Annotated in this window: 13 protein-coding genes; 9 read left to right on the top strand and 4 right to left on the bottom strand. The window is 70.8% G+C overall.

The features are described from left to right. Window positions 1–16: 16 nt before the first annotated feature. A complete protein-coding gene (locus FVE25_RS38740; RefSeq protein WP_157252472.1) occupies window positions 17–589 on the bottom strand; it encodes a dihydrofolate reductase family protein in 573 nt (190 codons plus the stop codon). A gap of 70 nt (window positions 590–659) precedes the next feature. Between FVE25_RS38740 and FVE25_RS38735 the strand changes: the two genes are divergently transcribed. After that, on the top strand, window positions 660–1,232 hold the full coding sequence (locus FVE25_RS38735; protein ID WP_157252471.1) for a TetR/AcrR family transcriptional regulator: 573 nt from the start codon (window positions 660–662) through the stop codon (window positions 1,230–1,232). Window positions 1,233–1,297: 65 nt separating this feature from the next. Continuing rightward, window positions 1,298–1,678 (top strand): DUF3291 domain-containing protein, encoded by a 381-nt coding sequence (locus FVE25_RS38730; RefSeq protein ID WP_157252470.1) that lies wholly within the window; start codon window positions 1,298–1,300, stop codon window positions 1,676–1,678. Here FVE25_RS38730 and FVE25_RS38725 read toward each other — a convergent pair. Next, a complete protein-coding gene (locus FVE25_RS38725) occupies window positions 1,665–2,744 on the bottom strand; it encodes a sensor histidine kinase (RefSeq protein WP_157252469.1) in 1,080 nt (359 codons plus the stop codon). The genes FVE25_RS38730 and FVE25_RS38725 overlap by 14 nt on opposite strands. Next, window positions 2,741–3,394, bottom strand: a complete 654-nt coding sequence (locus tag FVE25_RS38720; protein ID WP_157252468.1) for a response regulator transcription factor — start codon at window positions 3,392–3,394, stop codon at window positions 2,741–2,743. The genes FVE25_RS38725 and FVE25_RS38720 overlap by 4 nt, the downstream gene beginning before the upstream one ends. Before the next feature lie 106 nt (window positions 3,395–3,500). Between FVE25_RS38720 and FVE25_RS38715 the strand changes: the two genes are divergently transcribed. Further along, window positions 3,501–3,839, top strand: a complete 339-nt coding sequence (locus FVE25_RS38715; protein WP_157252467.1) for a hypothetical protein — start codon at window positions 3,501–3,503, stop codon at window positions 3,837–3,839. Window positions 3,840–3,978: 139 nt separating this feature from the next. Here FVE25_RS38715 and FVE25_RS38710 read toward each other — a convergent pair whose 3' ends face one another. Next, window positions 3,979–4,749, bottom strand: coding sequence for a DeoR/GlpR family DNA-binding transcription regulator (locus FVE25_RS38710; RefSeq protein ID WP_157252466.1), 771 nt, complete (start codon window positions 4,747–4,749; stop codon window positions 3,979–3,981). A 129-nt stretch (window positions 4,750–4,878) separates the two neighbouring features. Here FVE25_RS38710 and FVE25_RS38705 point away from each other — a divergent pair, with 129 nt between their 5' ends. From FVE25_RS38705 to FVE25_RS38680, 6 genes are all read left to right on the top strand, one after another. Then, entirely contained in the window at window positions 4,879–5,754 is an 876-nt protein-coding gene (locus FVE25_RS38705) for an SIS domain-containing protein (RefSeq protein ID WP_157252465.1), read from the top strand. Next, window positions 5,751–6,911, top strand: coding sequence for an N-acetylglucosamine-6-phosphate deacetylase (gene nagA, locus FVE25_RS38700; RefSeq protein ID WP_181019861.1), 1,161 nt, complete (start codon window positions 5,751–5,753; stop codon window positions 6,909–6,911). Before FVE25_RS38705 ends, nagA begins: the two co-directional genes overlap by 4 nt. Further along, window positions 6,911–7,987, top strand: coding sequence for a 1-phosphofructokinase family hexose kinase (locus FVE25_RS38695; RefSeq protein WP_157252464.1), 1,077 nt, complete (start codon window positions 6,911–6,913; stop codon window positions 7,985–7,987). Before nagA ends, FVE25_RS38695 begins: the two co-directional genes overlap by 1 nt. A gap of 158 nt (window positions 7,988–8,145) precedes the next feature. After that, the gene (locus tag FVE25_RS38690) at window positions 8,146–8,973 is read left to right on the top strand and encodes a class II fructose-bisphosphate aldolase (protein WP_157252463.1); all 828 of its coding nucleotides are present in this window, start codon (window positions 8,146–8,148) and stop codon (window positions 8,971–8,973) included. Window positions 8,974–9,145: 172 nt separating this feature from the next. Beyond that, window positions 9,146–10,870, top strand: coding sequence for a glycerol-3-phosphate dehydrogenase/oxidase (locus FVE25_RS38685; RefSeq protein WP_157252462.1), 1,725 nt, complete (start codon window positions 9,146–9,148; stop codon window positions 10,868–10,870). A gap of 112 nt (window positions 10,871–10,982) precedes the next feature. Next, window positions 10,983–13,847: a M36 family metallopeptidase gene (locus FVE25_RS38680; RefSeq protein ID WP_157252461.1), complete on the top strand. Its 2,865-nt coding sequence runs from the start codon at window positions 10,983–10,985 to the stop codon at window positions 13,845–13,847. Window positions 13,848–13,897 lie beyond the last annotated feature (50 nt).

Here is a 13,897-nt window from a genome sequence, read left to right as displayed (position 1 = left end):
TTTCGGTTGAGTCGTTCTACGCACGGGTGAACCAGGTGACCTGGGCGCCGTTGCCGAACGCCTCGCGCCTGGTCGGGGTGAACAGGGTGGGGTCGAACGCGCCGGTGAAGGCGGGGATCCCGGTCCCGGCGACCACCGGGTAGCTCTTGATGATGAGCTCGTCGATCTCCGGCAGCAGCGAGGCCGCCAGCTTGCCGCCGCCGCAGAGGTAGACGTCCAGCTCGGAGTCCTCCGCCTTGAGCCGGCGCACGAGCTCGATCGGGTCGTCGCGCCATACGTCCACGGTCGGGTCGTCGATCTGGATGGTCGTGGAGACCACGTACTGCCGCAGGTGTGAATAGGGGCTGGTGGAGGGGATGTCGAGCGCGGGCTCGTAGGTGCCGCGGCCCATCACCAGAGTGTCGAAAACCTGGTTCGGCGTGCCGTCGAGCCCGACGAGTTCGCGCACGTGGGTGGGGAGGGTCTCGGGGTAGCGGGCGTTGATCCACGCCGCCATGTCGTCGCCCAGGGGGTAGAAGTCGATCTCGCCGCCGGGACCGGCGATGTAGCCGTCGATGGAGACGCCGACGTAGTAGACAAGCTTTCGCATCTGGTAACTCCGTATGTAGTACTCTGATTGAAGTGGTCTTAACGTAGTACTACATCTGGAGTGGTGTCAAGTGAGGAAGAATCCCGAGCGCAGGCAGGCTCTGGTGGACGCGGCCATCGAGGTCCTGGCCGGGGAGGGGGCCAGGGGCCTGACCTTCCGCGCCGTGGACGCGCAGGCCGAGGTGCCCATCGGTACCGCCTCCAACTACTTCGCCAGCCGTGACGACCTGCTGACCCAGGCCGGCGGCCGCATCTACGAGCGGTTGCTGCCCGACGAGGCCACCCTGGCCGAGGCCAGGTCGGGCCCGCAGGACCGGGCCCGCTACGCCGCCCTCATGCACGAGCTCGTCGACCGGATCATCGCCTTCAACACCGGCTTCCTGGCTCTGCTCGAACTCCGCCTGGAATCCACCCGCCGCCCGGAGCTGCGCGAGGTCCTGACCCGGCGCATCCGGGCCGACATCCAGGACAACGTCGACTACCACGCCGCCTCCGGCCTGCCCGGCGACTCGACCGCGGTCGTGCTGCTCATGCTCTCCCTCAACTGGCTGATCGTGGAACGGCTGACGCTGCCCGGCGTGTTCACCGACAAGGAGGCCCACGACCTGGTGGACGTTCTGGTGGAGCGCCTCGTGCGGGAATGAACGCCCTTGACCGATTGTTGGATAGCAGTACTATCTAACAAGATGCGCGAGAGGCGAGGTGCGAGATGGCGTTGACGACCCCCTGGGTCCCCGGACCGGCGGCCGGCCACCAGACCGATGTGGAGGTGATGGCCTCCAGGTTCGAGCTGAGGAGCTTCGCCCAGGTGCCCGGATTCCTGGTGCAGGCGGTCCGCATCCTGCTGCAGGTACGGCGCAGCGGTGGCGCGGTAGGCGCCGCATTGAAGGCGGCGCCGTTGAAGAAGACGTTCTGGACGTTGTCGGCGTGGACGGACCGCGACGCGCTCGGCGCCTTCGCCGCCGCCCAGCCGCACCGCGGCATCATCCGGGCCTACCGTTCGGCGATGGCCGGCTCACAGTTCGAGTTCTGGACGGCTGCCGCCCCCGCCGGATGGGACGAGGCCCACGAGCACCTCAAGGAAAGGTGACGGTGACGCTGAGCCCGCCCTCCGGCAGGGCGGCCACGTCCAGGTCGCCGCGATGCGCCTCGGCGACCGCGGCCACGATCGACAGCCCGAGCCCCAGGCCGTCGCCCAGCGCGCGGCGGCCGGGGGCCAGGCGCTGGAAGGGCTGCAGCAAGGCGGGAACGCGGTCCGGTGCGATCACCGGGCCGCTGTTCTGTATCCGGAGCGCGGGACGCCCCTGCCGAAGACCGGTCCAGACGGTGATCCAGCCGTCGGGCCGGTTGTGCTGCACGGCGTTGTCCAGAACGTTGGTCACCAGCCGCTCCAGCAGATCACGATCCCCCCGCACCCAGGCGTGCTCCAGCTCCGCCGTGACCCGGAGACCGGTCGGCGGCAGGCAGTGCTCGGCGACGACGGCCAGGTCCAGCGGGTCGCTCCGCGCCAGCCCCTGGTAGCCGCGGGCGAGCGTGAGCAGAGCCTCGATGAGCCGCTCCTGGTGCAGGCCCGCGGCCAGCAGCCGCTCCAGTACGGCCCGCAGCGCCCCCGCATCGGCGTCCGGATCGGACAGCGCCACCTCGGCCATCGTGCGCTGCACCGTCAGCGGGGTGCGCAACTCGTGCGAGGCGTTGGCCACGAAACGCCGCTGCGCGGTGAAGGCCGCCTCCAGGCGGTCGAGGAGCTGGTCGAAGGTGTCGGACAGCTCCTTCAACTCGTCGTCCGGCCCGCCGGCCGCGAGCCGCCGGTCGAGACGGTCGGCCGTGATCCGGCGCACGGTCGCGGTCATCGCACCCAGCGGCCGCAGCACCCGCCCGGCCATGACCCACCCCAGCCACATGGAGGCCAGCGCCATCACCGGCAACGCGATCAGCGAGTTCACCAGCAGGCGGCGCAGACCGGCCGCGTCCCGACCGGCCGGGACGGCAGGCTCGGGAACCGTCAGCCCGCCGCCGGGCACACTCGGCGCCGGAGGCGCGCTGGGGAAGGGGCTCAGCTCGACCAGGACGTAGATGAGCCCGACCAGGAGCGCCCCGGCCACCAGAAACAGCCCGCTGTAGAGCAGGGTGAGACGGAGCCGGACGGTTCTCCTCATATCCGGTACCCGGCCTGCGGAACCGTCTCGATCAGCGGTGGGTCGCCCAGCTTGCGGCGTAATCGGCTGACCGTCACCTTCACCGTCTGCGTGAACGGGTCGGCGAACTCGTCCCAGCCCCGCTCCAGCAACTGCTCCGTGGAAACCACCGCCCCCCGCGCCGCCAGCAGCAGTTCCAGCACCGCGAACTCCTTCGGGCTCAACGCCAGCCGCCGCCCGTCACGCGTGGCGATCCGGAGGCCGGGATCCAGCCGCAGCCCCTCGTGCTCCAGCACCGGCGGCAGCGCCGGGGCCGACCGCCGCCCCAGCGCCCGGACCCGGGCCACCAGCTCCGCGAACGCGAACGGCTTCGCCAGATAGTCATCGGCCCCGATCCCCAGTCCGCTCACCTTGTCCGACACGGCTCCGGCCGCCGTCAGCATGATCACCCGGACCCGCGACCCGCCGCCTGCCAGCGCCCGGCACACCTCGTCCCCATGCACCTCGGGCAGATCCCGATCCAGGACGACCACGTCATAGTCGTTGGCCGCCGTCCGCTCCAGCGCCGCCCGGCCGTCGAACACCACGTCCACCGCCATGCCCTCACGGCGCAACCCGGCGGCGACCGTCAGCGCCAGCTCCTCGTGATCCTCGACCAGCAGCACCCGCATGATCCCCCAGCATGCCCACAAACCGGTTACAGCGGGGTAACCGCCTCCGTTCCCGCCCGGTAACCGCCTGCCCGTTTTCCTGGGACCAACCCGAAAGGAGAACACCATGCCAGGACCCACCCTGAAAGCAGCCCTCGTGGCTGCCGCGCTCATCGCCACCACGCTGCCCACCGCCGCCATACCCGCCGCCGCCGCCATACCCGCCGCCGCCAGCCCCGACCGCGACAGGGGCAAGACCTTCACGCAGTGCATGCGCTCCCATGGGCTGCCCGGCTTCCCCGAGGTCACGGTCTCGGCGGAGGGCCTGGTCAACCTGACGGTGAAGGGGGAGCGCGTGGACGTCATGTCCAAGGTGTACGGCGAGGCGGTCAGGGCCTGCCGGCACCTGCTCCCGGGCAACGTGAAACTCCCCGACCCGCCTCCGGCCCCGGTTCTGCCGTTCTAGCGCTCCGGCCCGCCTTGCCCGCCCAGGTGGTCAAGGTGGGCCGTTGCGGTGGCGCGTTGGTCCGACGTGAGAAGCGATCCCCACGATCGGCGCCCGCGCGCGGCGGCGGGTGGGGTGGGGGCGGCCACGCCGTAATGAGTCAGGCGCGAACCACCTTCACGCCCGCTTCGGTGATCTGGGCGGTGAGGTGGTCGGAGAGTTGCTCGTCGGTCACCAGGGTGTCGATCTGGGACAACGGGCAGATGCGGGCGAACGCGCGCTTGCCGATCTTGGACGAGTCGGCCACCACGACCACCTGGGCGGCGCGGCTGACGAGGAGGTGGTTGACGCTGGCCTCGCCCTCGTGGTGGGCCGAGGCGCCGAGTTCGATGTCCAGGGCGTCCACGCCCAGGAAGGCCACGTCCAGGGTGACCTGCTCCAGGACGCCTCCGGCCAGCGGGCCGATGAGCTCGTAGGACTGCTGGCGGGCCACGCCGCCGGTCACCACGATCTTGACGTGCTGGCGGACGGTGAGTTCCGAGGCGATGTTCAGCGCGTTGGTGACGATCGTGAAGCCGGACTCGAGTGTGGAGCGGGTGGCGAGCGTGCGGGCCAGTTCTGAGGTGGTGGTGCCACCGTTGAGGCCGATGACGGCGCCGGGGTTGACGAGTTCGGCGGCAGCGGCGGCGATGCGGTGTTTCTCGTCGGCGTGCCGGGCAGTTTTGTATCGGAGGGGCAAGTCGTAGCTGACGCTCTGGGCAACGGCGCCGCCGCGGGTGCGCATGAGCATCTGCTGCTGGGCGAGTTGGTCGAAGTCACGGCGGATGGTCGCGGTGGAGACCTCGAGCGCCTGGGCTGCCTCTTCCACGGAGAGACGCCCCTCCTGGGCGAGCAGCTCGAGAATCGCGTTCCATCTGTCGTATCTGGACACGATTGCCTCCTCGGTGATCTGTCAGGAGCAAGCGTGGCACAACCTTGGAGGCCAGAGCCACCAGTGCAGTTTCATGCAGCATTCTGGTATAAAAAGCGCAGAAACAATCAATCCTTCGGGAGGTAAGTGGTGACCACCCACACCGAGGCCGAGATCGCCTCTCAGCCCGACTGCTGGCGCCGTGCCGTGGAGAACGTTCCGGTCGACGCGCTGCCGCGGCCGGGGGAGCGCGTCGCCGTCGTCGGCTGCGGGACCTCCTGGTTCATCGCCATGGCCTACGCCACGCTGCGCGAGCGTGCCGGGCTGGGCGAGACCGACGCGTTCGCCGCCTCCGAGGCGCCCACCGGCCGCCGCTACGACCGCGTGCTCGCGCTCACCCGCTCCGGCACCACCACCGAGGTCCTGGAGCTGCTGGGCAAGGTGCACGACATCCGGACCACGGCCATCACCGCCGACCCGGACACCCCGGTCATGAGCGCCGCCGACCAGGTGATCGTGCTCGACTACGCCGACGAGAAGTCCGTCGTGCAGACCCGGTTCGCCACCACCCAGCTCGCCATGCTCCGCGCGAGCCTGGGCGAGGACCTCACCCGGGCCATCGCCGACGCCGAGCAGGCGGTCGCCACACCGCTGTCCGAGCAGCTCGTCGAGGCCGAGCAGTTCAGCTTCCTCGGCGCCGGCTGGTCGGTGGGCCTGGCGCAGGAGGCGGCGCTGAAGATGCGCGAGGCGTCCCGCTCCTGGACCGAGGCGTACCCGGCCATGGAGTACCGCCACGGCCCCATCAGCATCGCCGGCCCCGGCCGCGTCACCTGGATGCTCGGCACCGCCCCGGAGGGCCTGCGCGAGCAGGTCGAGGCCACCGGCGGCGCCTTCGTCGAATCCGCACTCGACCCGATGGCCGAGCTCATCCGCGCCCAGCGCGTGGCGGTCGCCCGGGCCTTCGCTCGCGGGCTCAACCCGGACGAGCCCCTGCACCTCACGCGATCTGTGATCCTTTCTTCATGAGCATCTCCGCATCGCATGTGACCGGGGCCGTCACTCTGTCCGACGCCCGAATCGTGGGCCCCGACGGGGTTCACGACGGGTGGCTGACCATCGAGGACGGCCGCATCACGCACGTCGGGCAGGGCCCGGCCCCCCGCGACGGCCACAGCCTGGGCGGACGCCACGTCGTGCCCGGGTTCGTGGACATCCACAACCACGGCGGCGCGGGCGGTTCCTTCCCGACCGGCGACCAGGAGACCGCCAGGGACGCGATCGCCCTGCACCAGCGGCACGGCACCACCACCCTCGTCGCCAGCCTGGTCAGCGGCCCCATCCCCAGCCTCGCCGCCGCGGCCTCCTCCCTGGCCGACCTGTGCGAGGACGGCCTGCTGGCCGGCATCCACTTCGAAGGCCCCTACATCTCCAAGGACCGCTGCGGCGCCCACGACCCCGGCGCGCTGCACGACCCGTCGCCGGAGGAGTTCGCGGGGCTGGTGAAGGCCGGGCGCGGGCACGTGCGCATGCTGACGATCGCCGCCGAACTCCCCGGCGCCCTCGACACCATCCGCGAGGCGGTCGCCTCAGGCGTCATCGCCGCCATCGGCCACAGCGACGCCACCTTCGACCAGACCCGCGCCGGCATCGAGGCGGGCGGCACCGTCGCCACCCACCTCTACAACGCGATGCCCGCCCTCGGCCACCGCGCCCCCGGCCCGATCGCCGCCCTGCTGGAGGACGAGCGGGTGACCGTCGAACTCATCAACGACGGCTTCCACGTGCACCCCGCGATGATCAAACTGGCCTTCGACGTCGCCGGCCCCGGGCGCACCGCCCTCATCACCGACGCCATGGTGGCCACCGGCCTGTCCGACGGCGTCTACCAGCTCGGCGCCATGGACGTGGACGTCACCAACGGCCAGGCCCGCCTGGTCGAAGGCGGTTCCATCGCCGGCAGCACCTTGACCATGGACGCCGCCTTCCGCCGCGCGGTCCGCGAGGTCGGCCTGACCCTGCCGGAGGCCGTCCAGGTCACGGCCACCACCCCGGCGCGCGTCCTCGGCCTGAGCGACCGCCTCGGCACCATTGCCGCGGGCCGCTTCGCGGACCTGGTCGTCCTCTCCTCCGACCTGGAAGTGGACGGTGTCATGCGGCGCGGCATCTGGATCACGGAGCCCTGATGATCGTCACCGTCACCCTCAACGCCGCGCTCGACACCACCTACCGGGTCGGGGACGTGGACTGGGACGGAGTCAACCGAGTCCACCAGGTACACCGGCGCGCGGGTGGCAAGGGCGTGAACGTCGCCCGCGTCCTGTCCTCCCTCGGCCACGACATCCTGGCCACCGGCCTGGCAGGCGGCCCCACCGGCCAGGCCATCCTCGCCGACCTGGACGCCGCCGGGCTCCCCCACGCCTTCACGCCGATCGCGGGGGAGTCCCGGGCCACGCTGGTGATCTCGTCGGTCGTGGGGGGTGACGCCGGTACGGCCGGCGGTGACACGGCGGGGCCGCCTCGAGCTGGTACGGCCGACGTGGGTGAGACGGTGCCGGGCGGAGCCGGTGAAATGGGGGATGGTACGGCGGAGCCGCGCGGCGGCTTCCAGGGTGGCGGTGGGGAGTTCCGGGGTGGTGGTGGCGCTGGGCGGACGGCGTTGTTCAACGAGCCGGGGCCGGAGGTCACAGACGAAGAGCTGGGAAATTTCCTGACATCGTGGGAGGCGCGGGTCAAGGCGGCCGACGCCGTGGTGATGTCGGGGAGCCTGCCCAGAGGCGTCCCGGTGGACTTCTACGCCACCCTGGCCCGCGTGGCAGCCGGGTACGGTGTCCCGGTCATCGTGGACGCCGACGGTGCGCCCCTGCGCCACGCTCCCGCAGGCAGGCCCGCGATCCTCAAGCCCAACCACGAGGAACTGGCCAGGGCGGTGCCGGGCGGCGCCCCGGTCGAGGCCGCTCAGGTGCTGCGCTCCCGGGGGGCCGGGTCCGTGGTGGTCTCCATGGGCAAGGACGGCCTCCTGGCCGTCACGCCGGACGGCGACTTCCGGGCCCGCATGCCGTACACCGTGGACGGCAACCCGACGGGGGCCGGTGACGCGCTCGTGGCCGGGCTGGCCCTGGGCCTGGTCGAGGCGACGCCGTGGCCGGAGCGACTGCGCCGCGCTGCGGCCCTCGGCGCCGCCGCCGTGGCGGCCCCGGTGGCCGGCGACTTCGACCACGCCGTCTATGCCGACATCCACCACAAAATCACCATCACCTAACTCCAGAACCCCCCCCCATCACCAAGCCGATTGCCAGGACGGCTGCCCATAAAGCCGTTCGCCAAGACGACCGACCCGGCTACGCCGCTTGCCATGACGCGGCCGACCCATCGCCCACTGCGGCACCCGCAGACCTGACCTCTCCGAAGGAGCCCGTTATGCCCCTCGCCGGAATCGGTGACATCATCGCCAGCTCCCCCGCCGGCGTCGGCGCGTTCAACGTGATCCAGCTCGAGCACGCCACCGGGATCGTGGCCGGGGCCGAGGCCCTGGGCGTGCCGGTGGTGCTGCAGATCAGTGAGAACTGCGTCCGCTACCACGGCGCCCTGGCCCCGATCGCGCAGGCGTCGCTGGCCGTGGCGCGGGCGGCGGCGGTGCCGGTCGCCGTGCATCTGGATCACGCGACCCGGCGCACCCTGGTGGAGGAGGCGGTGGAGCTGGGCCTGGGCTCGGTGATGTTCGACGCCTCGGCGCTGCCCGACGAGGAGAACGTGCGGGCCACGGCCGAGGTGGCGGCCTACTGCCACGCGCGCGGCGTCTGGGTGGAGGCCGAGCTGGGCGAGGTGGGCGGCAAGGACGGCGTTCACGCGCCGGGCGCGCGGACGAAGCCGCACGAGGCGGTGGACTACGTGGCCCGCACCGGCGTGGACGCCCTGGCGGTGGCCGTGGGCAGTTCGCACGCCATGACCACGAAGGACGCCGTCCTCGACCTCGGCCTGATCGCCGAGCTGCACGCCGCGGTGCCGGTCCCGCTGGTGCTGCACGGCTCGTCCGGGGTGCCCGACGAGACCCTCGGCGCGGCGGTACGGCAGGGCATGAAGAAGATCAACATTGCCACGCACCTGAACAAGGCGTTCACCGGCGCCGTCCGCGACTACCTGGCAGGGGATGAGAAGGTGGTCGACTCCCGCAAGTACCTCAGGGCGGGCCGCGACGCGGTCACCCGCGAGGTGGAACACCTGCTCAGGATCCTGACCGCTCCCTGAGGACCCGGCGGCCGGCCCCGCGCGGTGAACGACTGTTTCCCCGGAATACCGCCGGCCCCCTGCGGCGGGCGGGGCGGTGACGTGAAAGGAAAGGCCGTAAAGGGACAGCGGGCGGGGAATAGGGTCGGAGAGGACAGAGTGTGGAGCGGCGCAAGAGTCAGCAGGGGGATGGATGTCTGCGGGTAAGGGCGCACTCGGGCCAGATGACCGGGCGGCGGCGCTTGCGGCCATGGAGGAGCGTGAGCTCGACCTCGTCGTCGTAGGTGGCGGGGTGGTCGGGGCCGGCGTGGCGCTGGACGCGGTCACCCGGGGGTTGCGGGTCGGGATCGTGGAGGCGCGCGACTTCGCCTCCGGCACCTCGTCGCGCTCGTCGAAGCTGATCCACGGCGGCCTGCGCTACCTGGAGCAGCTCAACTTCGACCTGGTCCGCGAGGCCCTGCAGGAGCGGGGGCTGCTGCTGCAGCGGATCGCCCCGCATCTGGTGCGGCCGGTGCCGTTCCTGTTCCCGATGACGCATTTCGGGTGGGAGCGGCCGTATGTGGGCGCGGGCGTGGCGCTGTATGACACGCTCGGGTTCGCGTCGGGGCTCACCCGGGGCGTGCCGGGGCATCGGCACCTGTCGCGCAGCCGGGCGCTGCGGCTGGCTCCGGCTCTCAAGAAGACGTCCTTCACCGGCGCGGTGCAGTACTGGGACGCCCAGGTGGACGACGCCCGGTACGTGATGACGCTGCTGCGCACGGCGGCCTCCTACGGCGCGCATGTGGCGCAGCGCGCGCAGGTCATCGGGTTTCTGCGGGAGGGCGAGCGGGTCACCGGCGTGCGGGTGCGCGACCTGGAGAGCGGTGCCGAGCTGGACGTGCGCGCCCAGCAGGTGGTCAACGCCACGGGCGTGTGGACCGACGACATCCAGGAGCTCGTGGGCGGGCGCGGGCAGATCCACGTGCGGGCGTCCAAGGGCATTCACCTCGTCGTGCCGCGCGACCGGATCCACTCGCTGACCGGGATCATCCTGCGCACCGAGAAGTCGGTGTTGTTCGTCATCCCGTGGGGCCGCCACTGGATCATCGGCACCACTGACACCGAGTGGACGCTCGACAAGGCGCACCCGGCGGCCTCGCGGGTGGACATCGACTACCTGCTCGACCACGTCAACGAGGTGCTGTCGGTGCCGCTGACCCGCGACGACGTGGAAGGCGTGTATGCGGGGCTGCGGCCGCTGCTGTCGGGGGAGTCGGAGGAGACCTCCAAGCTCTCGCGTGAGCACGTCGTCGCGCATCCGGTCCCGGGACTGGTCATGATCGCCGGCGGCAAGTACACGACCTACCGGGTCATGGCCAAGGACGCCGTCGACGCCGTCGCCCACGGACTCGATCAGCGGGTGCCGCGCTCGTGCACCGACCGCATTCCACTCGTCGGCGCCGAGGGCTACCAGGCGCTGTGGAACGCCCGCCACCGCCTGGCCGCCGAGTCCGGCCTGCACGTGGCCAGGATCGAACACCTGCTGCAGAGGTACGGCTCGCTCATCGACGAGGTTCTCGCCCTGATCGAAGCCGACCCGTCGCTGGGCCGCCCGCTCAACGGGGCCGACGACTACCTGCGCGCCGAGATCGTCTACGCCGCCACCCACGAGGGCGCCCGGCACCTCAACGACGTGCTGACCCGGCGCACGCACATCTCCATCGAGACCTTCCACCGCGGCGCGGCCGTGGCCCAGGAGTCGGCCGAGCTGCTGGCCGGGCCGCTGGGCTGGGACGACGAGCAGGTCAAGCGGGAGGTGGAGTACTACACCAAGCGGGTGGAGGCCGAGCGGCTCTCGCAGGAGCAGGACACCGACCACGCGGCCGACGCCATCCGCCTGGGTGCTCCCGAGATCGTCCCCGTCCCGGAAAGATCATGAATGCGATGGCCAGGTGGGATGAGTAAGTATTCGTAATACGTAGGTCCTACGTATATACGTCGTGCCTGATCGTGATCGATGTTTTTGCTTGTTCCCGATCAGGAGGACCTCCATGCGACGACGCATTCCGGTCACCGTGTTAATCGCCGGCGCCCTCGCCTTATCCGGCGCGGGCGTCGCTGTCGGTGAAGAGGCGCCACTCGAGCCTCGTAAGACGCCGGCCGTCCACGGTGACGATCATGGCAAGCCCGATATCGACCATCGAAAGGGGCAGGTCAGCCCGCCCTCCCTCGCGCGCCAGGCCGGTCCGGCGAAGATCCGCTGGAACGATCTCGGCACCCCTGCCGTCGTCACGGCGCCAGAGCCGCTGGCCGAAGGGCTGCCGGCCGACCCCGAGCAGGCGGCCCGCGCCTACCTGGAGAACAACAAGGGCCTGTTCGGCGAGGCCGTCGGCGCCCTGGAGAAGGTCGCGGTCAACCCGATCGGCTCCGGCCACGCCGTACTGCTGAGGCAGAAGTTCGGCGACCTGCCGGCCGGCGCGGACGGCATGGTGGTCGTCGGCGTCAAGGACGGCAAGGCCGTCTACGTGTCCTCGTCGCTGTCACGCTCCACGGAGGCGCCGCCCGCCGCGGCCATCACGCAGGATCGTGCGCTGGAGATCGCCGCCAAGGACGCCGAGATCGACCTGGCCACCGCGAGCACCAAGAAGGTGAGCGAGGTGGCGGTGCCGTCCGGTGACAAGGTGCACCGGGCCTTCCAGGTGGTGCTCGTCGGCAAGGACACCGGCTACACCACGCACGTGGACGCGGTGACCGGCGAGGTCCTCCTGCGCGAGAACCTGGCCGACCAGTTCGACCCGGAGTGGTCGGTCTTCCCGGCCAACCCGCCGGCCGACTTCTCCTCGACCGACAACCGGCAGCGCTGGTGCTACGTCGCCGGACCCGGCTGTGACCTCGTGGTCGGCGGCGACCCGGCCACGGGCAAGGCGTGGGACGTGGACCACGCGACGAACGCGGCCACCAACACCAGCCTCGGCAACGCGGCGCGCACGTTCGAGAACCGCGCCTCCGGTGACCCGTTCACGGTCGGCACCCGCAGCAACGTGCTGACGCCGAGCCGCAAGTACGTCTACCCGTGGACGAACGCCTGGTACAAGGCGGGATGCAACCCCGCGGTCCTGGACCAGCCGGGTGAGGCCGACCTCGAGGCGGCGATCTCGAACCTGGGCGTCATGCACAACCGCATGCACGACTGGTCCTACCGGCTCGGCTTCACCGAGACCGCGTGGAACATGCAGACCGACAACGGCGGCCGCGGCGGCCTCGGCGGCGACCCCGAGCAGGGCAACGCCCAGGCGGGCGCCCGGATCCTGAGCGTGCGCGACAACGCCAACCAGATCACGCCGCCCGACGGGACCGCGCCGATCACGAACATGTACATGTGGCAGCCGATCGCCGGTTCGTTCTACTCGCCGTGTGTCGACGGTGATTACGACATGTCGGTCATCGGGCACGAGTACACGCACGCCATCAGCAACCGTATGGTCGCCGGCCCGAACGCCGGTCTCAGCGGTGCGCAGGCCGGCGCCATGGGCGAGAGCATGTCCGACCTGTTCGCGATGGAGTACCTGTACGAGAACGGCTTCCGCCCGCGCGGCGACACCCCGTACGTCACCGGCGGTTACGCCACCGGCGACGCCCAGCGCGGCATCCGCAACTACGACATGTCGAAGTCGACCCTGAACTACAGCAACATCGCCTACGACCTGGTCGGCCAGCAGGTGCACGCCGACGGCGAGATCTGGTCGGCGACCCAGTTCGACGTCCGCGCCGCCTTCCTCAAGAGGTACGGCGACGCCTCGGTCCGCGTCCAGCGTGACTGCGCCGAAGGCCGCCGGGCCCTTGACCGCTGCCCGGGCAACCGCCGCTGGATCCAGCTGCACTTCGACGCGTTCCTGCTGACCGCGGTCGGCACGCTCAGCTACATCGACATGCGCGATGCCATGCTGGCCGCCGACCAGATGCGCTTCGGCGGCAAGAACCAGGACATCATGTGGAACGCCTTCGCCGAGCACGGTCTCGGAAAGGGCGCCACCAGCAACGGCACCGCCGACCCCGACCCGGTCCCGAGCTTCTCCTCCGACTACGCCAAGAACGCCACGCTGACGCTGAAGCCGCTCGGCGAGGCCAAGGACGCGGCGGTCCGGCTGTACGTGGGCGACTACGAGGGCCGCGTGGTCCCGGTAGCCGACACCGACCCGGCCACGCCGATCGACGAGAGCTTCGAGATCGTGCCCGGCAAGTACACCTTCCTGGCGGTCGCGCAGGGCTTCGGCCACACGCGCTTCTCGCTGCCCGTCCTGCCTGGCCTGAAGCTCCCGATCCCGCTGCTCCTGAGCCGCAACCACGCGTCGGCGGCGTCCGGCGCCACGGCTTCCGGCGACGGCGTCAACCAGGCCAAGCTCATCGACGAGACCGAGGCCACCAACTGGGCTTCGCTGACCGGGCCCGTCGCCGGCCGGAACGTCATCGTCGACCTGGCCGGAACCGAGCCCGTGAAGGTGTCTCGCGTCCAGGTCAGCGCGATGCTGCGGCCCAACATCGGCGACCCGGCCGACCCGGGCGGCCAGAACCGCTTCAGCGCCCTGCGCGCCTTCGAGGTTCTGTCCTGCAACGCCGCCACCGGCGCCGACTGCGCCAACCCGGCCAGTTACACCTCGGTCTACACCAGCCCGAAGGACGCCTTCCAGACGTCCCGCCCCCGCCCGCGCGGCGCCGACCTGCTGATCGAGTCGTTCCGCGTGAAGCCGTCGAAGGCCACCCACCTGATTCTGCGTACGGTGTCCAGCCAGTGCACCGGCAACCCGGTCTACGCCGGTGAGCAGGACCAGGACCCGAACTCCAACACCGACTGCACGACCGCCAGCCCGCTCGCCGGCCAGATCAGGGCCGCCGAACTGCAGGCGTTCTCCCGCTAGCCGACGGAGCCCCCGCCGCGAACCGGCGGGGGCTCCATGGTTGATGGCGG

This window comes from Nonomuraea typhae, from assembly GCF_009760925.1.
Taxonomy (GTDB): domain Bacteria; phylum Actinomycetota; class Actinomycetes; order Streptosporangiales; family Streptosporangiaceae; genus Nonomuraea; species Nonomuraea typhae.
Note: the sequence above shows the minus strand (reverse complement) of the source record. Positions and strands in the feature narration are given on the sequence as shown.

Bases quoted from the DNA above. Each gene is read 5' to 3' on its own strand.
- FVE25_RS38740 (WP_157252472.1), bottom strand. From the start codon at position 589: ATGCGAAAGCTTGTCTACTACGTCGGCGTCTCCATCGACGGCTACATC.
- FVE25_RS38730 (WP_157252470.1), top strand. From the start codon at position 1,298: ATGGCGTTGACGACCCCCTGGGTCCCCGGACCGGCGGCCGGCCACCAG.
- FVE25_RS38725 (WP_157252469.1), bottom strand. From the start codon at position 2,744: ATGAGGAGAACCGTCCGGCTCCGTCTCACCCTGCTCTACAGCGGGCTG.
- FVE25_RS38720 (WP_157252468.1), bottom strand. From the start codon at position 3,394: ATGCGGGTGCTGCTGGTCGAGGATCACGAGGAGCTGGCGCTGACGGTC.
- FVE25_RS38715 (WP_157252467.1), top strand. From the start codon at position 3,501: ATGCCAGGACCCACCCTGAAAGCAGCCCTCGTGGCTGCCGCGCTCATC.
- nagA (WP_181019861.1), top strand. From the start codon at position 5,751: ATGAGCATCTCCGCATCGCATGTGACCGGGGCCGTCACTCTGTCCGAC.
- FVE25_RS38695 (WP_157252464.1), top strand. From the start codon at position 6,911: ATGATCGTCACCGTCACCCTCAACGCCGCGCTCGACACCACCTACCGG.
- FVE25_RS38690 (WP_157252463.1), top strand. From the start codon at position 8,146: ATGCCCCTCGCCGGAATCGGTGACATCATCGCCAGCTCCCCCGCCGGC.
- FVE25_RS38685 (WP_157252462.1), top strand. From the start codon at position 9,146: ATGTCTGCGGGTAAGGGCGCACTCGGGCCAGATGACCGGGCGGCGGCG.
- FVE25_RS38680 (WP_157252461.1), top strand. From the start codon at position 10,983: ATGCGACGACGCATTCCGGTCACCGTGTTAATCGCCGGCGCCCTCGCC.